The organism is Streptomyces sp. NPDC051822 (assembly GCF_044452745.1).
Taxonomy (GTDB): domain Bacteria; phylum Actinomycetota; class Actinomycetes; order Streptomycetales; family Streptomycetaceae; genus Streptomyces.
Genome location: NZ_JBITBZ010000008.1, coordinates 252,394 through 272,120, shown reverse-complemented (window position 1 = coordinate 272,120; position 19,727 = coordinate 252,394). Strand labels below are relative to the sequence as shown.

At 73.0% G+C, this 19,727-nt stretch carries 19 protein-coding genes and 1 pseudogene; 4 read left to right on the top strand and 16 right to left on the bottom strand.

The window, feature by feature from the left end; translation table 11 throughout:
* Nucleotides 1-124 precede the first annotated feature (124 nt).
* The gene (locus ACIA8N_RS24615) at nucleotides 125-997 is read left to right on the top strand and encodes a sporulation protein (RefSeq protein ID WP_365783793.1); all 873 of its coding nucleotides are present in this window, start codon (nucleotides 125-127) and stop codon (nucleotides 995-997) included.
* Here the strand turns inward: ACIA8N_RS24615 and ACIA8N_RS24610 are convergent.
* The 11 genes and pseudogenes from ACIA8N_RS24610 to ACIA8N_RS24560 all read right to left on the bottom strand — a co-directional run bounded on the left by ACIA8N_RS24610 (nucleotide 955) and on the right by ACIA8N_RS24560 (nucleotide 11,599).
* Complete coding sequence (locus ACIA8N_RS24610; protein WP_365783795.1) at nucleotides 955-2,088, bottom strand: acyl-CoA dehydrogenase; 1,134 nt, start codon at nucleotides 2,086-2,088, stop codon at nucleotides 955-957. The genes ACIA8N_RS24615 and ACIA8N_RS24610 overlap by 43 nt on opposite strands.
* Nucleotides 2,085-3,986 carry a biotin carboxylase N-terminal domain-containing protein gene (locus ACIA8N_RS24605; protein WP_365783858.1) on the bottom strand — a complete coding sequence of 634 codons (1,902 nt, stop codon included), beginning with the start codon at nucleotides 3,984-3,986 and terminating at the stop codon, nucleotides 2,085-2,087. The genes ACIA8N_RS24610 and ACIA8N_RS24605 overlap by 4 nt, the downstream gene beginning before the upstream one ends.
* Before the next feature lie 19 nt (nucleotides 3,987-4,005).
* Nucleotides 4,006-5,607, bottom strand: a complete 1,602-nt coding sequence (locus ACIA8N_RS24600) for a carboxyl transferase domain-containing protein (protein ID WP_365783797.1) — start codon at nucleotides 5,605-5,607, stop codon at nucleotides 4,006-4,008.
* A 34-nt stretch (nucleotides 5,608-5,641) separates the two neighbouring features.
* A complete protein-coding gene (locus ACIA8N_RS24595; RefSeq protein WP_365783799.1) occupies nucleotides 5,642-7,333 on the bottom strand; it encodes an acyclic terpene utilization AtuA family protein in 1,692 nt (563 codons plus the stop codon).
* Entirely contained in the window at nucleotides 7,333-8,121 is a 789-nt protein-coding gene (locus ACIA8N_RS24590; RefSeq protein ID WP_365783801.1) for a TIGR03084 family metal-binding protein, read from the bottom strand. The genes ACIA8N_RS24595 and ACIA8N_RS24590 overlap by 1 nt, the downstream gene beginning before the upstream one ends.
* Before the next feature lie 136 nt (nucleotides 8,122-8,257).
* Entirely contained in the window at nucleotides 8,258-8,812 is a 555-nt protein-coding gene (locus ACIA8N_RS24585; RefSeq protein ID WP_365783803.1) for a hypothetical protein, read from the bottom strand.
* Nucleotides 8,813-8,832: 20 nt separating this feature from the next.
* Nucleotides 8,833-9,015 (bottom strand): annotated as a pseudogene (locus ACIA8N_RS24580) (DUF1272 domain-containing protein); the annotation flags it as partial.
* Nucleotides 9,016-9,198: 183 nt separating this feature from the next.
* Nucleotides 9,199-9,522, bottom strand: coding sequence for a hypothetical protein (locus tag ACIA8N_RS24575; protein ID WP_365783805.1), 324 nt, complete (start codon nucleotides 9,520-9,522; stop codon nucleotides 9,199-9,201).
* A complete protein-coding gene (locus ACIA8N_RS24570; protein WP_365783860.1) occupies nucleotides 9,519-10,052 on the bottom strand; it encodes a ketopantoate reductase C-terminal domain-containing protein in 534 nt (177 codons plus the stop codon). Before ACIA8N_RS24570 ends, ACIA8N_RS24575 begins: the two co-directional genes overlap by 4 nt.
* Nucleotides 9,982-10,593 (bottom strand): 2-dehydropantoate 2-reductase N-terminal domain-containing protein, encoded by a 612-nt coding sequence (locus ACIA8N_RS24565; RefSeq protein ID WP_365783807.1) that lies wholly within the window; start codon nucleotides 10,591-10,593, stop codon nucleotides 9,982-9,984. The genes ACIA8N_RS24570 and ACIA8N_RS24565 overlap by 71 nt, the downstream gene beginning before the upstream one ends.
* Nucleotides 10,594-10,624: 31 nt before the next feature.
* Nucleotides 10,625-11,599, bottom strand: coding sequence for a zinc-binding dehydrogenase (locus tag ACIA8N_RS24560; protein ID WP_365783809.1), 975 nt, complete (start codon nucleotides 11,597-11,599; stop codon nucleotides 10,625-10,627).
* A gap of 110 nt (nucleotides 11,600-11,709) precedes the next feature.
* On the opposite strand from ACIA8N_RS24560, the gene ACIA8N_RS24555 reads away from it, so the two are divergent.
* The gene (locus ACIA8N_RS24555; protein ID WP_365783862.1) at nucleotides 11,710-12,081 is read left to right on the top strand and encodes a helix-turn-helix transcriptional regulator; all 372 of its coding nucleotides are present in this window, start codon (nucleotides 11,710-11,712) and stop codon (nucleotides 12,079-12,081) included.
* 21 nt (nucleotides 12,082-12,102) lie between these two features.
* Here the strand turns inward: ACIA8N_RS24555 and ACIA8N_RS24550 are convergent, their stop codons facing one another.
* A complete protein-coding gene (locus ACIA8N_RS24550; RefSeq protein ID WP_365783811.1) occupies nucleotides 12,103-12,480 on the bottom strand; it encodes a VOC family protein in 378 nt (125 codons plus the stop codon).
* Between the two features lie 68 nt (nucleotides 12,481-12,548).
* Nucleotides 12,549-13,520, bottom strand: a complete 972-nt coding sequence (locus ACIA8N_RS24545) for an EamA family transporter (protein WP_399416789.1) — start codon at nucleotides 13,518-13,520, stop codon at nucleotides 12,549-12,551.
* 182 nt (nucleotides 13,521-13,702) lie between these two features.
* Here ACIA8N_RS24545 and ACIA8N_RS24540 point away from each other — a divergent pair, with 182 nt between their 5' ends.
* A complete protein-coding gene (locus tag ACIA8N_RS24540; RefSeq protein ID WP_365783813.1) occupies nucleotides 13,703-14,560 on the top strand; it encodes a LysR family transcriptional regulator in 858 nt (285 codons plus the stop codon).
* Here the strand turns inward: ACIA8N_RS24540 and ACIA8N_RS24535 are convergent.
* Both ACIA8N_RS24535 and ACIA8N_RS24530 read right to left on the bottom strand, forming a co-directional pair.
* Nucleotides 14,547-15,107, bottom strand: coding sequence for a GNAT family protein (locus ACIA8N_RS24535; protein ID WP_365783815.1), 561 nt, complete (start codon nucleotides 15,105-15,107; stop codon nucleotides 14,547-14,549). The genes ACIA8N_RS24540 and ACIA8N_RS24535 overlap by 14 nt on opposite strands.
* Before the next feature lie 87 nt (nucleotides 15,108-15,194).
* The gene (locus ACIA8N_RS24530; RefSeq protein ID WP_365783817.1) at nucleotides 15,195-18,017 is read right to left on the bottom strand and encodes an FAD-binding and (Fe-S)-binding domain-containing protein; all 2,823 of its coding nucleotides are present in this window, start codon (nucleotides 18,015-18,017) and stop codon (nucleotides 15,195-15,197) included.
* Nucleotides 18,018-18,068: 51 nt separating this feature from the next.
* Here ACIA8N_RS24530 and serC point away from each other — a divergent pair, with 51 nt between their 5' ends.
* Nucleotides 18,069-19,187: a phosphoserine transaminase gene (gene serC, locus ACIA8N_RS24525; RefSeq protein WP_365783819.1), complete on the top strand. Its 1,119-nt coding sequence runs from the start codon at nucleotides 18,069-18,071 to the stop codon at nucleotides 19,185-19,187.
* A gap of 69 nt (nucleotides 19,188-19,256) precedes the next feature.
* Here the strand turns inward: serC and ACIA8N_RS24520 are convergent, their stop codons facing one another.
* Nucleotides 19,257-19,625: a hypothetical protein gene (locus ACIA8N_RS24520; RefSeq protein ID WP_365783821.1), complete on the bottom strand. Its 369-nt coding sequence runs from the start codon at nucleotides 19,623-19,625 to the stop codon at nucleotides 19,257-19,259.
* Nucleotides 19,626-19,727: the final 102 nt, after the last annotated feature.

Genomic DNA, 19,727 nt, shown 5'->3' with positions numbered 1-19,727 from the left:
GTCGTCTGAGCCGTCCCGCACCGACGCTGCCGCCGGAACGGCTTCCGTCCGTGGTGAGCCGCGACGGACGGACGATGCCGTGAATGCCAACGCCTGCCGCATTGAAGCCCGTTAACCTGCGCACATGGTTTTCAAACGACTGTTCGGCAGCGGCACGGAAAGCAGCGGGATACCGCTGGAGGTCGACACCGTCCTACCGGACGAACCGGTGCGGCCGGGTGGGCTGTTGTCCGGTGAGATCGTGCTGCGCGCGACCGATCGGGACGTGTACGTACGGCGCGTCGACGTGAAGCTCGTCGCCAACGCGTCGGCCGCCGTCGGCAAGAGCGGAGACGTCGACACCGACTCCGGCGACACGATCGCGCACTTCCCGGTGGACAGTCTCTTCACCGTACGCAAGGGCGAGGAGACGCGGGTGCCGCTGCGGTACCGGCTGCGGTGGGAGACCCCCGTGTCCGAGGTGCGCGGCAGGCAGCTCGACGGCGTGCTCCTCGCCGCGTACACCTGCGTCGACGCCAGCGGCATCACGGGCCGGACGGACAGCGACCCCCTGCGCATCACGGCGACCCCGCTGCACGAGGCACTCCTCGACGGCTTCGCCGCCGCCGGGTACAGCTGTCGCAGCGCGCAGATCGACGACGACTACATCCCTCGCACCGAGCGGCACATCCTCTACATGCGGCAGGCCTTCCGGCTCGTCGCCTCCCTGGACGCGGGCAAGCAGGGGCGTCCGCAGAACATGGAGCTGTACGTCCACAGCAACGCTGTCGGCGCCGAGATCTTCCTCCGCAGGTCCGGGCTGACGGAGAAGGACTGGTGGAAGAAGCCGCCGGCCCTGCGCTACGTGGCCGCCCATCACGAGGTCGGCCACGTCGACTTCGAAGCGCGGGCCCGGCAGTGGATCGACGAGGTCGCCGCCCTGCCGGAGAAGGCCGTCGACGACCGCGTACGGGTTCAGTACGACTTGGGCAGCCCCAGGGAGTGGCTGGACACGTAGTTCAGGATCATCTCCCGGCTGACCGGGGCGATCCTGGCCACCCGGGCCGCCGTGATCAGCCGGGCCAGGCCGAACTCCTTCGTGAGGCCGTTGCCGCCGAGGGTGTGGACCGAGGTGTCGACGGCCTTCACGCACGCCTCCGCCGCCGCGTACTTCGCCATGTTCGCGGCCTCGCCCGCGCCCAGGTCGTCGCCCGCGTCGTACAGCCTCGCCGCCTTCTGCATCATCAGGCGGGCCAGCTCCAGTTCGATGTGCGCCTGGGCGAGGGGGTGGGCGATGGCCTGGTGGGCGCCGATGGGAGCCCTCCAGACCTGGCGTTCCTTCGCGTACGTCACGGCCCGTTCGAGCGCGTACCGGCCCATGCCGATCGCGAACGCCGCCGTCATGATCCGCTCCGGGTTGAGGCCCGCGAAGAGCTGGAGGAGCCCCGCGTCCTCGTCGCCGACGAGGGCGTCCGCCGGCAGGTGCACGTCGTCGAGGGTCAGCTCGAACTGCTTCTCGTCCGCCGCGAGTTCCATCTCGATGTGACGCCGCCCGAAGCCGGGGGTGTCGCGCGGCACGATGAAGAGGCAGGCCTTGAGGTTGCCGGTGCGGGCGTCCGACGTACGGCCCACGATCAGCGTCGCGTCCGCGATGTCGACGCCCGACACGAACACCTTCCGGCCGTTGAGGACCCAGCCCTCCTCGGTGCGGGTCGCGGTGGTCGTGATGCGGTGCGAGTTGGAGCCCGCGTCGGGCTCGGTGATGCCGAACGCCATCGTCTTCGTGCCGTCCGCGAGGCCCGGGAGCCACGCCCGCTTCTGCTCCTCCGTACCGAAGCGGGCGATGACCGTGCCGCAGATGGCGGGCGAGACGACCATCATGAGGAGCGGGGCCCCGGCGGCGCCCGCCTCCTCCAGGACGATCGACAGCTCGGCCATGCCGCCGCCCCCGCCGCCGTACTCCTCGGGCAGGTTCACGCCGAGGTAGCCGAGCTTCCCGGCCTCCGCCCACAGCGTCGCCCGGTCGAAACCGGCGCCGTGTCGCCGGCCGAGCGCGGAGACGGCGGCGCGGAGTTCGGTGTGTTCCCGAGGCTCTATGTCGGTGCTCATACGGGGTCTTCCTCCTGTGCTTCGGTCGTGACGTCTGCCGGTGGGGATGTCTGTACGACGGCGAGCAGGGCACCGACCTCGACCTGGCGGCCGGGGGCGGCGTGGAGCGCGGTGAGCGTGCCGGAGGCGGGAGCGATGACGCGGTGCTCCATCTTCATGGCCTCCAGCCAGAGGAGCGGCTGCCCGCCGATGACCCGGTCGCCGACGGCCAGACCGTCCGCGACCCGGACGACGGTGCCGGGCATGGGGGCGAGCAGCGAACCGGGCTCCCGCTGGTCGGCGGGGTCCGGGAAGCGGGGGCGGGCGGTGAGCCGGTACGGGCCGACGTGCACGCTCCCGCCGTACCGGGCGACGTGGAAGTCCCGTACGACCCCGCTCACTTCGAGGCGCACCCGGCCGGGCGCCGCCGACACGACCCGGACGCCCTCCGGGGCCGTGACCTCGTAGCCGCCTCCCCGGCTCGGCCGGTAGCGGACCTCGTGCTCCCCGTACGCCTTCACCTGGTCCTGCGAAGGAAGGTTCCGCCAGCCGCCGAACCTCCCTCCGGCCCCGGCGGCGTCCGCGAGCGCGGCGGCGACGGCCGCGTACGCCTCGCCGTCCCGGGGACGGGTCAGCGCCTCCAGGTTCCGCCCGTAGAAGCCGGTGTCCAGCCGGTCGACGTCCAGGAACTCCGGGTGCCGCAGCGAGGCGACGAGCAGATCCCGGTTGGTGGCGGGCCCGTGGATCACGGCCCTTTCGAGGACGTGGGCGAGCTTGCGCACGGCCTCGGCGCGCGTCGGCGCGTGCGCCACGACCTTGGCGAGCATGGCGTCGTAGTGCACCGGCACGGTGTCCCCCGAGGCGTAACCGGTGTCGACGCGCACGCCGGGACCGGCCGGGAACTCGAACCGGTGCAGGACGCCCGTCTGCGGCGTCCAGCCCGTGGCGGGGTCCTCGGCGTAGAGCCGCGCCTCGACCGCGTGGCCGGTCTCCACCACCGGGCCGGCGGGAAGCGGGGCGCCCTCGGCGACGGCGATCTGGAGGGCGACGAGGTCGACGCCGTACACGGCCTCGGTCACCGGATGCTCGACCTGGAGCCGGGTGTTCATCTCCAGGAAGTGCCAGCGGCCGTCCTCGTAGAGGAACTCCACCGTTCCCGCGCCCACGTACCCGACCCGCGACACTGCCTCCCTCACGCGCGCGTGGAGCTCGCCGGTCCCGTCGGTGTGCAGGCCGGGGGCGGGCGACTCCTCGATGACCTTCTGGTGGCGGCGCTGCAGCGAGCAGTCACGGGTGCCGAGCAGCAGGACACCGCCGTGCGCGTCCGCGAGGACCTGCACCTCCACGTGCCGGCCGTTCTCCACGTACGGCTCGACGAACACCTCGCCGTCCCCGAACGCACTCGCCGCCTCGGCCGACGCCGTCTTCAACGCCTGCTCAAGAGCGGCGAGTTCGCGGACGACCCGCATGCCGCGCCCGCCGCCGCCCGCCGCCGCCTTCACCAGGACCGGCAGGTCCTCCTCGGTGACGTCGGTGAGCGGCTCGACCCCCATGAGCCGCTTCGCCCGGGTCTTCGAGGCCATCGCCTCGATCGCCTCCGGCGGCGGCCCGATCCAGACCAGGCCCGCGTCGGTCACGGCCCGCGCGAAGCCGGCGTTCTCGGAGAGGAAGCCGTAGCCGGGGTGGACGGCGTCCGCGCCCGCCGCGAGCGCCGCCTTCACCACCAGGTCGCCGCGCAGGTACGTCTCCGCGGGCGCGGCCCCCGGCAGCCGTACCGCCGCGTCGGCCTCGCGGACGTGCAGGGCGTCGGCGTCCGCGTCGGAGTACACGGCGACGGTGGAGATGCCGAGGTCACGGCAGGTGCGGAAGACCCGGCAGGCGATCTCGCCCCGGTTGGCGACGAGAACGGAGCTGATCAAGGTGCTCACGGAAGGTGCCTCACATTCGGAAGACGCCGAAGCCGCCGCGCGCGCCCTCGACCGGTGCCGTGTGGATCGCGGAGAGGCACAGCCCGAGGACCGTGCGGGTGTCGCGGGGGTCGATGACCCCGTCGTCGTAGAGCCGTCCGGAGAGGAACATCGGCAGGGACTCCGACTCGATCTGCGCCTCGACGAGGGCGCGGAGCCCGGCGTCGGCCTCGTCGTCGTACGGCTGCCCCTTGGCGGCGGCGCTCGCCCGCGCCACGATCGACAGGACCCCGGCGAGCTGCTGCGGGCCCATGACGGCGGACTTGGCGCTCGGCCAGGCGAAGAGGAAGCGCGGGTCGTACGCCCGGCCGCACATGCCGTAGTGCCCGGCGCCGTAGCTCGCCCCCATGAGGACGGACAGGTGGGGGACGCGCGAGTTCGACACCGCGTTGATCATCATGGCGCCGTGCTTGATGATGCCGCTCTGCTCGTACTCCTTGCCGACCATGTAGCCGGTGGTGTTGTGGAGGAAGAGGAGGGGGACGTCCCGCTGGTTGGCGAGCTGGATGAACTGCGCCGCCTTCTGCGACTCCGGCCCGAAGAGCACGCCCTGCGCGTTGGCGAGGACGCCGACGGGGTAGCCGTGCAGGCTCGCCCACCCGGTCACCAGGCTGGGCCCGTACAGCGGCTTGAACTCGTCGAAGTCGGAGCCGTCGACGATCCGGGCGATCACCTCGCGCGGGTCGAACGGGGTCTTCAGGTCGCCGGGCACGATCCCGAGGAGTTCGTCCTCGTCGTACTTCGGCGGCTCGGCGAGACCCGCCGGATCGGGATGCGCCTTGCGGTGGTTCAGCCGGGCCACGATCCGGCGGGCCTGGCGGATCGCGTCCGTCTCGTCGACGGCGTAGTGGTCGGCGAGCCCCGACGTCCTCGCGTGCATCTCGGCACCGCCGAGGGACTCGTCGTCGCTCTCCTCCCCCGTCGCCATCTTCACCAGCGGCGGACCGCCCAGGAAGACCTTCGACCGCTCCTTGATCATCACGGCGTGGTCCGACATGCCGGGGACGTACGCGCCACCGGCCGTCGAGTTGCCGAAGACGACGGCGACGGTCGGGATGCCGGCCGCCGACAGCCGCGTCAGGTCGCGGAAGAGCGCCCCGCCGGGGATGAAGATCTCCTTCTGGGACGGGAGGTCGGCGCCGCCGGACTCGACGAGCGAGATGACGGGCAGCCGGTTGGCGAACGCGATCTCGTTGGCCCGCAGCGCCTTCTTCAGCGTCCACGGGTTGGAGGCGCCGCCGCGCACGGTCGGGTCGTTCGCGGTGATCAGGCACTCGACTCCCTCGACGACCCCGATCCCTGTGACCAGGGACGCGCCCACCGTGTAGTCGCTGCCCCAGGCCGCGAGCGGCGACAGCTCCAGGAACGGCGAGTCCGGGTCGACGAGCAGCTCGATCCGCTCGCGGGCGAGCATCTTCCCGCGCGCCCGGTGCCGGGCCGTGTACTTCTCGCCGCCGCCCGCGAGCGCCTTGGCGTGCTCGGCGTCGAGGGCGGCCAGCTTGTCGAGCATGGCGGCGCGGTGCGCCCGGTAGTCGGGTCCGCCGGTGTCGAGGGCGGAGGCGAGGACGGTCACGGGCGATCCCCCCGTACGGCCTTCGGTGCGACGGTCACAGCAGTCCCTCCGGGATGTCGATGTGGCGCGAGCGGAGCCACTCGCCGAGCGCCTTGGCCTGGGGGTCGAACCGGGCCTGTGAGGCGACGCCCTCGCCGAGGATTCCGGCGACGGTGAAGTTGAGCGCGCGCAGACGCGGCAGGACGTGCCGGGTGACGGTCAGGCCGGCGGTCTCCGGCAGGAGCTCCTTGAACGTGCCGACGGTGAGGGCGTGGGCGAGCCAGCGCCACTCCTCCTCCGTGCGGACCCACACGCCGACGTTGGCGTCGCCGCCCTTGTCGCCGCTGCGGGCCCCGGCGATCCGGCCGAGCGGAACCCGCCGGACCGGCCCGTACGGGAGGGGCTCGGGAAGCTCCGGGTCGGATACGGGTGCCAGGTCGAGGGTCCGTGGCGGTACGGGAACGGGGACGCGGGTCCCGTCGGGGAGCACGGCCGTGTGCGGCACCTCGGCGGCCGGTACGGACGCGGTGTCGAAGACGCCGTAGGGGGCGCCCCTTCCGGGTGGGGCGGTGACGTGGAAGCCGGGGTAGCTCGCGAGGGCCAGCTCGATCGCGGCCCCCGTCAGGGTGCGGCCGACCTTCTCGGGGTCCTGGTCCCGGACGACGAGCCGGAGCAGGGCGCTCGCGGTCTCCTCGGTGCCGGCGTCGGCCCTGTCGGTCCGCACAAGCTCCCAACGGACCTCGTCGGGGCGTGACTTCGTCAATGCGTCCTCGACCTGCTCCCGCACCAGCCGGGCCTTCGCCTCGATGTCGAGACCCGTGAGGACGAACACCACCTCGTTGCGGAAGCCGCCGAGCCTGCTGCGCCCGACCTTGAGCGTCGGAGGCGGCGCCTCGCCCCGTACACCGTCGATCCGGACCCGGTCGGGGCCCTCCTGGGCGAGCCGGACGGTGTCGAGCCGGGCGGTCACGTCCGGGCCCGGATAGCGGGCGCCGGCCGTCTCGTAGAGGAGCTGCGCCGTGACCGTACCGACGTCGACGAGGCCGCCGGTCCCGGGGTGCTTGGTGATGACCGCGCTGCCGTCCGCGCGCAGCTCGGCGACCGGGAAGCCGGGGCGGCGCAGGACCTCCGGGTCGTGCTCGCGGAAGAAGGCGTAGTTGCCGCCGGTGGCCTGGGTGCCGCACTCCAGGACGTGCCCGGCGACGACCGCGCCCGCGAGCCTGTCGTACTCCTCGGGACCCCAGCCGAAGTGCCACTGCGCGGGCCCGGTGACGAGGGCCGCGTCGGTGACGCGGCCGGTGACGACGACGTCGGCCCCGGCGGCGAGACAGGCGGCGATGCCGGCGCCGCCGAGATAGGCGTTGGCGGTGAGCGCGCCGCCCGTCGCGGGCAGCAGGTCGCCCTCGACGTACCCGATCCGGGTCGGCAGGCCGAGCTTCGCGGCGAGGGCGCGCAGGGCTTCGGCGAGTCCGGCGGGGTTGAGGCCGCCCGCGTTGGCGACGATCCGGACGCCGCGCTCGTGGGCGAGGCCGAGACCTTCCTCCATCTGGCGCAGGAACGTCTTCGCGTACCCGGCCTTCGGGTCCTTCAGCTGGTCGCGGCCGAGGATGAGCATCGTCAGCTCGGCGAGGTAGTCACCGGTGAGGACGTCGAGCGCACCGTCGGGCCCGCCGCCGGTGAGCATCTCGCGGACGGCGTCGAAACGGTCGCCGTAGAAACCGGAGGCGTTGCCGATACGGAGGACCACTAGGACCCCTCGGGGGCGCGGCCCGGACCCGCGGGACCCGCGAAGGCCTGCGCGATGGTGAGCCAGTGCTCGGCGTCGGGGCCTTCGGCGGCGAGGGCGGTGTCGTCACGGTGGACGCGCTGGGTGACGAGGAGGCAGAAGTCGAGGGCGGGCCCGGTGACCTTCTGGGCGGCGCCCTCGGGGCCGTAGACCCACACCTGACCGTCCGGTGCGACGAGTTCCACCCGGAAGGGCTCGGCGGGCGCCGGGAGGCCCCGCACCAGGTAGGCGTAGTCGCGGGCGCGGTGGCCGATCCAGGCGACGTGCCGGAGGCGGGCGGTGGGCGCGCGGACGACCCCGAGGGCGTCGGCGATGTCCTGGCCGTGCGCCCAGGTCTCCATGAGCCGGGCGGTGGCCATGGCGGAGGCGCTCATCGGCGGCCCGTACCAGGGGAAACGCGCCCCCGGCGGCACCGCGCGCAGGGCCTCCTGGAGCTGCTCGCGGCCCTCGCGCCAGCGCGCGAGCAGCTCGGCGGGCGGCAGCTTCGCACCCTCCTCGGCGCCCTCGTCGACGAAGCGGTCGGGCGCGGCGAGGGCCTTCGCGGTCTCGGCGGCGAAGGCCTCGGCGTCGGTGGCGGCGAGGAGCGCGGCGCGGTCGGTCCAGGCGAGGTGCGCGATCTGGTGGGCGACGGTCCAGCCGGGCGCGGGGGTGGGCGCACCCCACCGTTCCTGACTCAACTCACCGACGAGCAGATCGACTTCGTCGCTCTCGGCACGCAGGTCGTCGAGCACGACGACGGGGTCGGACACGGTGCGCTCCCCTCGGGGGACGGGCGTTCACGGGCCTTCGCCGAGGAGCATGACAGCGACACCAGAAACAATCAAGCGTGCTTGCTTTACTTTCGAGGGGGTCCTTTGAGGGGATCCTTTCGAGGAGGCGGTCGTGTCACGCCCACGCGTTGAAGAGCACTCCACCCAACGTGGTGACGCCGTAGGTGCGCACCTGGCGCCACTCGTCCCGCGTGAACGCCGACGTGTCCACGCCGGAGAGGGGCGTCGCGAGCCGCTCACCGCTCAGCACCACGAAGCCCGCCGCCTCGAAGACCGGGGCCCACGAAGGAGGATCGAGGAACAACCCCTCCGCGTACCAGTTCCGGCGCTCCCGGGCGAAGGCGATCCAGGGGTGATGGGCGTGGCACAGGACGACGGTCTCGCCGGTGCGATCGACGACCGACGCGATGTGGAAGGTCCGGGGGAACTCCTGGACCTCGATCTCGCCCACCTGGCCTTCGGCGGCCCGGGCGGCGGCGTGCAGAGCGCCCCGGAACGCCCGCGGATCGGCCTCCGGAAGCGGGCCGTCCTTCGCCACGAAGAAGCCGGTCGCACCGCGCGGCAGCGCGAAACCCGTGTCGCCCACGCCGCACCTCTCGTCGCCCACGCCGTACCCCTCGCCGCCCACGCCGTACCCCTCGCCGCCCACGCCGTACCCCTCGCCGCCCACGCCGTACCCCTCGCCGCCCACGCCGCGGCGGCGCGACGCGGCCTCGGCACCAGTTCACCACCGCAGTTGGGGCACACGCCCGCCATGGCGTCGGCGCAGGGAACGCAGAAGCTGCACTCGTACGAACAGATCCGCGCGGGCCCCTCGGGCGTCAGGGCCGCCGTCTCGCAGCGCTCACACCGGTCTCGCATCTCCAGAGCCATGATCGGCCCCCCTCCCTCGTACGACGACTGCGAACACCCCCATGGTCCGCAGTCGCGCCGGACTCCCTCCACCGCCGCGACGGCCAAAGATCAACAGAATCGGGTCAGCGCCGGCCGGAGCCGTGAAAAGGGTGCCCGGCCGGGACGCGCACCGGCCGGGCACCCTCGCGCGTGCGCACCGTCCTACCAGTTCACGAACTTCACCGAACCGAAGTGTTCGACGCCGTCCGTACCCGGCTGGTAGAAGGCCACGGTCTCGCTGTCGTGGCAGTCCGGGCCCCGGTACAGGATCGCCGTGCGGTCGGTGTGGTTGGTCGGGCGGTTCGCCACGCCCTGCGTGTTGTAGCAGTGACCGTCCGCGGGATCGGGCAGCTCGAATCCATGCCACCACCCCTCCACGTAATAGACGAAGCTCCCTCGTGCCGCCTGAGCGGGCGTCGCGAAGGCGGTGGACAGGGCAGCGGCGGCGGCAACGGCGACGGCCAGCGCCTTGCGGCGGTTCTTCATACGGATAGCTCCCTACAGGTGACGGCCTGTTCGGCGGACAGCATGTCCGCCCGGATACGCCCGCGGTCCGACCGCCACCCGAACGGCCCAGGAGGAAACGATCCCGCCTCACCTGCCTGAGCTATCCCTGACCGCGTAAACCCTGTTCGCACCTCCCGCTGTGTGCGGTACCGGTGGACCCGCAGGTGCAGGGTCGTCAGATCGAGCAGCGGAGTGGCGACCGGCAAGGCACGGGCACGCGCCACGAGGTCGCCGGAGACGTGCTCGACCTCGGTCGGACGACCGTCCACGACATCCCGGTACAGGGACGCCGTGAGCGGTGATCCGGCCGTGGTCACCGTCGACGCGACGACGGCGCGCCCGTCCTCCGGTACGGGGAAGCCCGCCACCGCGGACACCGCCGCGGCCTCGGCCAGGACGGCGGTCGCGAAGGCGGATCCGCCAGGGACGGCGTTGACGTCACCGACCGTGCCGCGCAGCAGGCAGGTCACCGCCGCGACGGTACTGATGAAGACCCACTTGTGCCACATCGTCGCGACGGTGTCCGTCGACACGCTCGCGTCGACGCCCGCGTCGCCGGGGACGGCACGGATCTCCTCCACGCGCGCCGACACCCTGCCGTCCTGCTCGCCGATGGTCAGGCTCGCCGGCGGCGCGAGGCGGACGATCCCCGTCGGCGTTCAAGGTGGTGACGACCTTGGCGACACCACCTTGAACCGCCTCGGCGTCGAACCGCGCGTTGAGCTGCTCCAGGTGCGCCATGCCGTTGAGCAGCGGCACGATCGCGGTCCGAGGACCGATCGCCGGCGCGATGTCGTCGACCGCCTGCCGGAGGGCGCCGGCCTTGACCGACAGCAGCACCAGATCGTACGGAGCCGACAGCTCGGCGGCGGTGACGAGCCGGGGAGCTATCGCCTCCTCCTCCCCGAGGCCGGTGACGCGCAGACCCCGCTCGCGCAGGGCGGCGGTGCGCCGCGGTCGGACCAGGAACGTGACGTCCTGCCCCGCCCGGGCGAGGCGGACACCGAAGAAGCCCCCGGTGGCTCCCGCGCCGACGAGGAGAATCCTCATGTGTGTGCACCTTCCTCGGAGGGGGAAGCGGTCAGCCGGCGATCCGCAGCAGCAGCTTGCCCGTCGAGGTGCGCCCGCCCATCAGGGCGTGGGCCGCGGGCGCCTCCGACAGCGGGAACTCCGCGGTGACCGGAAGCTTCACGGTGCCGTCGGCGACCGTGCCGAAGGCGCGCTCGGTGAGCGACCGCAGCGCCTCGGGCGCCGAACGCGCGAGCGCGAGGATGGAGAAACCGGCGACCGAACGGCCCTCCGTGTAGAGCTCGGGCTGCCCCACCTGCCACGGGGCCGCACCGCTCGCGTTGCCGAAGGACACCAGGCGCCCGAAGACGGCCAGCGCGTCGAGACCGCGGCGAAGGGTGTCGCCGCCCACCGGGTCGAGCAGCAGGTCGACGCCCCTGCCGCCGGTGGCACGACGGACCTCCTCGGGGAAGGAGTCGCCGACGAACACCTCGTCGTAGCCGTACGCGAGGGCGTGCTCGGCCTTGGCGGAGGAGACCACGCCGTACACCGCACCGGCGCCCGCCGCCCGGGCCAGTTGCCCGGCCGCGGTGCCGACGCCGCCCGCGGCGCCGTGCACCAGCACGCTCTCCCCGGCGCGCAGCCGCCCCACCTCGTGGAGCAGGGCGTACGCGGTCGGCAGCACGGTGGGGAGCGCGGCCGCGGTCCGCAGGTCCATGCCGTCGGGGAGGGTAAAGACGGTGGCGGCCTCGGCGACGACCACCTCCGCGTAGGCGCCGGCGCCGACGAGCGCGGCGACCTCCAGGCCGGGACGCAGCCCCTCGACGCCGGGGCCGACGGCGCGGATCCGCCCGGAGACCTCCAGGCCGGGGACGAAGGGCAGCGACTCCACCCGGTAGCCCTCGGCGCGCGCCTTCAGATCCGCGAAGTTCACGCCCGCGTAGGCGGTGTCGATGGTGACCTGGCCGGGTCCCGGCTCGGGGGTTTCGGCCCGCACGACCTTCAGTACCTCGGGGCCGCCGTACTCCTGGAACTGGACTGCACGCATGACGGAACGCACCCTTCGACAGGTGTTCAATGGAAAGCGAACACTCGGAGTGTATGATCGTCATCGAACACTCGGCAAGGGGACGGAACGACGAACGCGAGGAGAGCGGCATGCCGGACCAGGCGGCGAGCGGCGGACACCGTGCCGCACCCGTGCACACGGATCCCGACGAGGTCCCCCTCCTGACCGCACTGTCCGCGCTCGCCGACCCCGTACGCATCCAGCTCATCCGCGAACTGGCCGGCTCCGCCGAATGGACGCGCAGCTGCGGCAGCTTCGACGTGCCCGTCGGGAAAGCGGCGCTGAGCCATCACTTCTCGGTACTGCGCGGCGCGGGCCTGGTCGAACAGCGCGACCAGGGGCCCAAGCGGGTCAACCGACTGCGCCGCGACGAGTTCGAGGCCCGCTTCCCCGGACTGCTCGACCTGCTCCTGCGCGCCGACGACGCCGACACCTCGGACAGCGGCGTCAGCGCCGGCTGAACCTTCGAGCCGGCGACCGGGTCAGTGCCTGACCAGGCAGAACGGATGGCCCGCCGGATCCGCGTACACCCGCCACGCGCGCGTGCCCGCCCCGCCGTCGAGGAGAGTCGCGCCCCGCGCGAGGACCTCCGCCTCGGCCGCGTCCAGGTCGGCGACACCGAAGTCGAGGTGGAACTGCTGCGGGCGCTCGGAACCCGGCCAGGTCGGCGGGCGGTGGTCGGGGACGCCCTGGAAGCAGAGGACGAGACCGCCGGGCGTGTGGAGGGTGGACCAGGCCTCGTCGACCGACCAGCGCCGGTCCGGGCGGTCGACCTCGCCGCCGAGCACCGCGCGGTAGAACTCCGCGAGCACGCGAGGGGCGGGGCAGTCGAGCACGACGCACTGGAGATCGGCGGTCATGCCCGGAGTCTAGGGTCAGGGCCGACGCACGGCTCCAGGACGCCGCCGTAGGGTCGCGTCGCGCCCCGCTACTCCTTGCGCCGACGCGACTGGGTACGGACCGCACCCATGCTCGCCACGATCACGAGGGCGATGGCGACGGCGTCGGTGACGGACAGGGCCTGGCTGAGGATGAGGAAGCCGGCGGCCGCCGCGATGGCCGGCTCCAGGCTCATCAGGATCGCGAAGGTGGGCGCGGGCAGCCGGCGCAGGGCGAGGAGTTCGAGGGTGTACGGCAGCACCGAGGACATCAGCGCGACCGCGAGGGCCAGGCCGATCGTCGACGGCACGAGGAGCTTGCTCCCCGCCTCCGCGATGCCGAGCGGCAGAGTCAGCACCGCGCCGAAGGCCATGGCGAGCGCAAGCCCGTCGGCCTGCGGGAAGCGCCTGCCCGTACGTGCGCTGAACACGATGTACGCGGCCCACATGGCGCCCGCGGCGAGCGCGAAGACCGCGCCGAGCGGATCGAGACGGTCGAAGCCGCCACCACCGAGGAGGACGAGACCGCCGAGGGCGAGTCCGGCCCACAGCAGGTTCATCAGCCGGCGCGAGGCGACCACGGACAGGATCAGCGGACCGAGGACCTCAAGGGTGACGGCGGCGCCCAGCGGGATCCGGTCGGCGGCCTGGTAGAAGAGGACGTTCATGCCCGCCATGGCGGCGCCGAAGGCGGCGATCGTCCCCCAGTCGGCGCGGCTGTAGCCGCGGACCTTGGGCCGGCAGACGATCAGCAGGACGGCGGCGGCGAGCACGAGCCGCAGGGTGACGACGCCGAGGGCCCCGGCACGCGGCATGAGGAGCACGGCGACGGCGGAGCCGAACTGTACGGAGAGCCCGCCCGCGACGACGAGCGCCACCGGCCCGAGCCGGCGCCCCGCCGCCGACCCCGGCTGCGCCGGAGCGACCCGGGGGCCGGAAACGGCCGCCGCATCGGGAGGCAGAACGGAGGCCGCGACGGGGGCCACATCCTTGACCGGACTGTCCACCGACTGCTCCTCCATCACGTCACACACAAGAGTTCACGGAATCCGAGGCTCACAGACTCACCTACGGTCCATCATACTGCACCACAAGTGCATCAAACTGCACTGTCCAGCGGCCCCCCAAACCGCTCCCCTCCCACGCTACGAGCCCCCGCGCGGCACCGGAAATGCCGATTGCCCTGCGGTTATGCTCCGGACGCATGGGCATCGAGCTACGCCACCTCCGCTGCTTCCTCGCCATCGCCGAGGAGAGCAGCCTCACCAGAGCGGCCGCCCGGCTCCACCTCACCCAGCCGGCCGTCTCCCGCACGCTCGCCGCCCTGGAACAGCACCTCGGCGCCCGGCTCGTCGACCGCTCCACCCACCACCTCGCGCTCACCGCCGAGGGCCGCGCCTTCCAGGACCGGGCAGCCGCCGCACTCGCCGCGTTCGAGGCCGCCGTCGACCCGGCACGGCTGCGCCACCGCCCCCTGCGCCTCGGACACGCCTGGTCGGCCTTCGGCCCGTACACCACTCCCCTGCTCCGGCGCTGGCAGCGCGAGCACCCCGAGACACCGCTCGAACTCCTCCGCGTCGACGACCGCACGGCCGGGCTCGCCCGAGGGGAAGTGGACGCGGCCCTGCTCAGGGGAACGGTCGACACGCCGGGCCTGGTCACCGAGGAGCTCACCACGGAGGAACGGGTCGCCGCCGTACCCTCCGACAGCCCGCTCGCCGACCGGCCACGGCTCACCCTCGGCGACCTGGCGGGCGGAACCGTCGTGCTCAACACCGTCTCCGGTACGACCACCCTCACGCTCTGGCCGGCCGCCGACCGCCCGGCGGCCACGGTCACCGTCGCCAACACCGACGACTGGCTCACCACGATCGCGGCGGGCCGGGGCGTCGGCGTCTCCTCCGCGTCGACGGCGGCCCTGCACCCCCACCCGGGAGTCACGTACCGCGCACTGACGGACGCACCCGCGCTGCCGGTGGTCCTGGCCTGGCGGGACGCGTTCCCGCACCCGGCGACGGGGGCGCTGGTCGCGATGGCACGGGAGATCGTCAGCGGGGACTGAGCGCTTCCCACTCCTCGCGGAGGATGCCGTACGTCACCGAGTCACGCCAGGAGCCCCGGACGTGGACGTGCCCCCGGATCAGGCCCTCCTCGGTGAACCCGGCGGCGAGCAGGGTCCGCGCGGAGGCGGTGTTGAGGGGCGCTCGCGCGGCCCACACGCGGTGCAGGCCGAGATCGCGGAAGGCGAGGGCGAGCAGGAGGCCGACGGTCTCCCGCCCGTACCCGACGCCCCAGGACTCGGGGCGCAGGGCGAACCCGACGGTGGCGGCCCGCTGCTGGTGCGGATCGAGCGCGAGCCGCCCGAACCCGACGAGCGCGCCGGTGGCCCGCTCGACGACCGCGAGCGCGTACTCCTGCCGGGGAACGACCAGGGCGGAGACCATGGACCGCTCGACGATGCCCTGGACTTCGGGCAGGGAGCGGGAGGTGAAGCTGAGGTGCTCGGTGGCGGCCTCGGAGCCGTAGACGCCATGGACGGCAGGCACGTCACCGACTTCCAGCTCGCGCAGCACGAGCCGGGGGTACGGAGAGGGGGCGGGACGGTCCATGCGGGGAGCGTATCCGCGGGAGCGCCAAGGGCGAAGGCCTCTCGAGAGCCTCTGGTGCGGCCGCCCGACACGGCGCCCCCGCGCACCTCAGAGACCCGCCCCCGCATCCAGCCCCTCCGCGAGGAGTTCCGCCAGGTGGCGGGCCCTTGTCTTCGTGACGTGGCCGATCTGGGTCCGGCACGAGAAGCCGTCCGCCAGGACGGCCGTGTCCTGGTCCGCCGCTCGGAGTGACGGCAGCAGTTGGTCCTCCGCGCACGCCATCGAGACCTCGTAGTGGCCCGGTTCGAAGCCGAAGTTGCCCGCCAGGCCGCAGCAGCCGCCCGACAGTTCCCCCGTGAGGCCCGCGCGTTCCCTGAGGCGGCGGTCCGCCGCGTCCCCCAGTACCGCGTGCTGGTGGCAGTGCGTCTGGCCGGCCACCCGGCGGTCCAGGCGCGGCGGCTCCCACTCCGGCGCCAGGGTCTCCAGCGCCTCCGCGAAGGTGCGCACCGACGCCGCGACCCCGGCCGCCCTGGGATCGTCCGGCAGCAGCTCCGGCAGGTCGGTGCGGAGGGTCGCCGCGCACGAGGGTTCCAGTACCACCAACGGCCCCGCCCCTTCCCCCGCCCCTTCCCCCGCTCCCTCCAGCACGTCCAGCGTCCGCCGCATCACCCTCCGCGCCGCCCCCAACTGCCCCGTCGACACGTACGTCAGCCCGCAGCACACCCTTCCCTGCGGCAGCGCCACCCCGAGGCCCGCCGCCTCCAGGACGCGGACCGCCGCCCTGCCCACCTCCGGCGCCAGGTGGTTCGTGAACGTGTCAGGCCACAGGGTCAGCACCGCCTGGCGGCGCGAGCTCCGTTCGGCGAACCACGACACGAGCGTCCGGTCCGCGACCCTCGGCATCGCCCGCTCCGGCGTCACCCCCGCCAGCCTCGCCGCGAACGGCAGCCCCATCGCCGGGTTCAGCGCCCGACCGAACAGGTCGAGCCAGCGCGGCAGCCTGCCCATCGTCCAGTGCGAGCGCGGCCTGCGCAGGAAGCCCGTCGGGCCCGCGTAGTGCCGGTCCAGGAACTCCGCCTTGTACGCCGCCATGTCGACGCCCACCGGGCAGTCGCTGCGGCAGCCCTTGCAGGACAGGCACAGGTCGAGCGCCTCCCGGACCTCTTCCGAGCGCCAGCCGTCGGTGATCACCTCCCCGAGCGACATCTCGTGCAGCAGCCGCGCCCGCCCCCGCGTGGAGTGCCTCTCCTCCCCCGTCGCCCGGTACGAGGGGCACATGACCCCTGGCCCGGAACTCGGCTCTGCCACGCGGCACTTGGCGACCCCCACGCACCGGGCGGCAGCCCTCCCCACCCCCACCAACGGCAGTCCCGTGAACCGCAGCCCCTCGTCCAGCGGCTTCGGGCGGACCAGCATCCCCGGGTTCAGGCCCCCGTCCGGGTCCCACAGGTCCTTCACCTCACCGAAGACGCCGACCAGTTCCTCCCCGTACATCCTCGGCAGCAGCTCGGCCCTCGCCTGCCCGTCGCCGTGCTCCCCGGAGAGCGATCCGCCGTGGGCGACCACCAGGTCCGCCACCGCCTCCGAGAAGCGGCGGAAGTCCCGTACGCCCTTCCGCGTCCACAGGTCGAAGTCGATCCGGACGTGTACGCAGCCGTCCCCGAAGTGCCCGTACGGCGTCCCCCGCAGGCCGAACTCTGCGAGCAGCGCACGGAATTCGCGCAGGTACGCGCCCAGCCGCGCCGGCGGCACCGCGCAGTCCTCCCATCCCGGCCACGCCTCCCCGCCGTCCGGCGTGCGTGTCGCCGTCCCCGCCGCGTCCTCGCGGATCCGCCACAGCGCCCGCTGCCCGGCCGGGTCCCTGACCAGGGTGGAGTCGAGGGCGTCCGCCGCCCGGACGAGTCCCCGTGCCGCACCCTCCCCGTCCATCTCCACGAACAGCCACGCCGCGCCCCTGGGCAGCGCCCGCGCACCGCCGGGCACCAGGTCGGCGGCCATCCCCTCCAGTGTCAGCGGCCCTCCCCCACTCTCGGCTTCGCTCGAGCGGGGGGACCCCCATGCCAGCAGTCCCGCCGCCGCCTCCGCCGCCGCGCTCTCGTCGGGGTAGCCCAGGACCACGAGCACCGGGTCGGCCGGCAGCGGGACGAGCCGTACCGTCGCCTCCGTCACCACCCCGAGCGTGCCCTCGCTCCCGCAGAACGACCGGACCACGTCCACGCCCCGCTCCGGCAGCAGCGCGTCGAGCGCGTATCCGGAGATCCGGCGCGGGAGTCCGGCCGGGTAGCCGGTCCGCAGCAGGGCCAGACGGCGGTCGACGAGCTCCAGGAGTCCGGGCGGCGCGCCCTGCCCGTCACGCCCGAGCGTCAATCGCGCGCCCCGGTACGTCACCACATCCAGCGAGCGCACGTTGTCCGCCGTGGTCCCCCAGGCGACCGAGTGCGCCCCGCACGCGTTGTTGCCGATCATTCCGCCGAGGGTGCAGCGGCTGTGCGTGGACGGGTCGGGGCCGAAGGTGAGTCCGTACGGGCGTGCCGCGTCCCGCAGCCGGTCGAGCACGAGCCCCGGTCGGACGACGGCCGTGCGGCCCTCCGGGTCCAGGGAGACGAGGCCTCCCATGTGCCGTGTGAGGTCGAGCACGACCCCCGTTCCGGTGGCCTGGCCCCCGATGGACGTACCGCCGCCGCGCGCCACGACCGGCGTCCCGTGCGCCCGGCACACCTCCAGGACGGCCGCCACATCGTCGGCGTCGCGCGGGGCGACCGTACCCACCGGCACCCTGCGGTAGTTGGAGGCGTCCATCGTGGTCAGGGCCCGTGCGGCGGCGGTGAAGTCGACGTCGCCCGCCACGGCGGCGCGCAGGTCGGCGGCGAGCCCGGACGCGTGTTCCTGGTGTCTTCCCACAACGCCAGGATGTCTCAGCGCTCGTCTCATCGGGCGGACATCCGACGACCGGTCCCTTCCCGACCCGATACTCTCCGCCTCGTGGCTGATATCCAGATTCCCGCTGACATCAAGCCCGCCGACGGCCGTTTCGGCGCGGGCCCCTCCAAGGTGCGTACGGAGGCGCTGGACGCCCTGGCCGCCACCGGCACCTCACTCCTCGGCACGTCCCACCGCCAGGCTCCCGTGAAGAACCTGGTCGGCGAGGTTCGTACCGGCATCCGTGACCTCTTCTCGCTCCCCGAGGGCTACGAGGTGATCCTGGGCAACGGCGGCTCCACCGCCTTCTGGGACGTCGCGACCCACGGTCTCATCGAGAACAAGTCGCAGCACCTCACCTTCGGCGAGTTCTCCTCCAAGTTCGCGAAGGCCGCGAAGCTGGCCCCGTGGCTGGCCGAGCCGACCGTGATCTCCTCCGACCCGGGCACCCACCCGGAGCCGGTGGCCGAGGCGGGCGTCGACGTCTACGCGTACACCCACAACGAGACCTCCACCGGTGTCGCCGCCCCGATCAAGCGGGTCGCCGGCGCCGACGAGGGCGCGCTCGTCCTGGTCGACGCGACGTCCGGTGCGGGCGGCCTCCCGGTCGACATCACCGAGACCGACGTCTACTACTTCGCCCCGCAGAAGTCCTTCGCCGCCGAGGGCGGCCTGTGGCTGGCGGCCTTCTCCCCGGCCGCTCTGGAGCGGGCGAAGAAGATCCAGGAGTCGGGCCGGCACATCCCCGAGTTCTTCTCGCTGCCGACGGCGATCGACAACTCGCTGAAGAACCAGACGTACAACACCCCGGCGCTCTCGACCCTCTTCCTGCTCAACGAGCAGCTGAAGTGGATCAACGGGCAGGGCGGTCTCGACTGGGCCGTGGCCCGGACGAAGGAGTCCTCGGACGCGCTGTACGGCTGGGCCGAGGGGTCCAAGTACGCGACCCCGTTCGTCACGGACGCGGCGAAGCGCTCGCAGGTCATCGGCACGATCGACTTCGCCGACGACATCGACGCGGCGGCCGTCGCGAAGGTGCTGCGCGCGAACGGGATCGTCGACACCGAGCCGTACCGCAAGCTGGGCCGCAACCAGCTGCGGATCGCGATGTTCCCGGCGATCGACCCGGCGGACGTGCGCGCCCTGACGGCCTGCGTCGACTACGTGATCGAGAAGCTCTGACCTACCCCGTACGCGTCGGAGGGCCTTCCGTGGAGGACACGGAGGGCCCTTCGTCGTGTCCGGCGCGGCTCAGCCGCCCGACTGGGCCTTCACGTGGTCGATCACCGCGCTGAACTCGGCGGTCGGCGAGAACTCCACGACGTCGGTGTCCTCCAGGGCCTCGGGCGCGTGGCCGGGTCCCCAGTAGTAGGCCTGTCCGGCCTCGTAGATCTGCTCGCCCGAGGCGGTCCGCATCCTGATCCGGCCCTTGAAGAGGTATCCCCAGTGGGGGCACTGGCACAGGTCGCCCTCCAGGCCCTTGAGCGCAGGACCCATGTCCGTGCCCTTGGGGAGGTGGATGAAGGCGACGCTCATGTCGCCTCCGGCCTCCCGCATGCGGAAGTCCAGGCCGTCGCCTTCCATGGCGACAGGGGTGTCCTCGCGAGTGAATCCGGTCATGGCTCCTCCACGCCTCGTACGTCCCCTCCGCCCCTCCCTTCCAGTCTCGACCCGGTACCGCGTCCGGTCGACACGGGAGGCGGCACGGGGGGGGTACGGGGG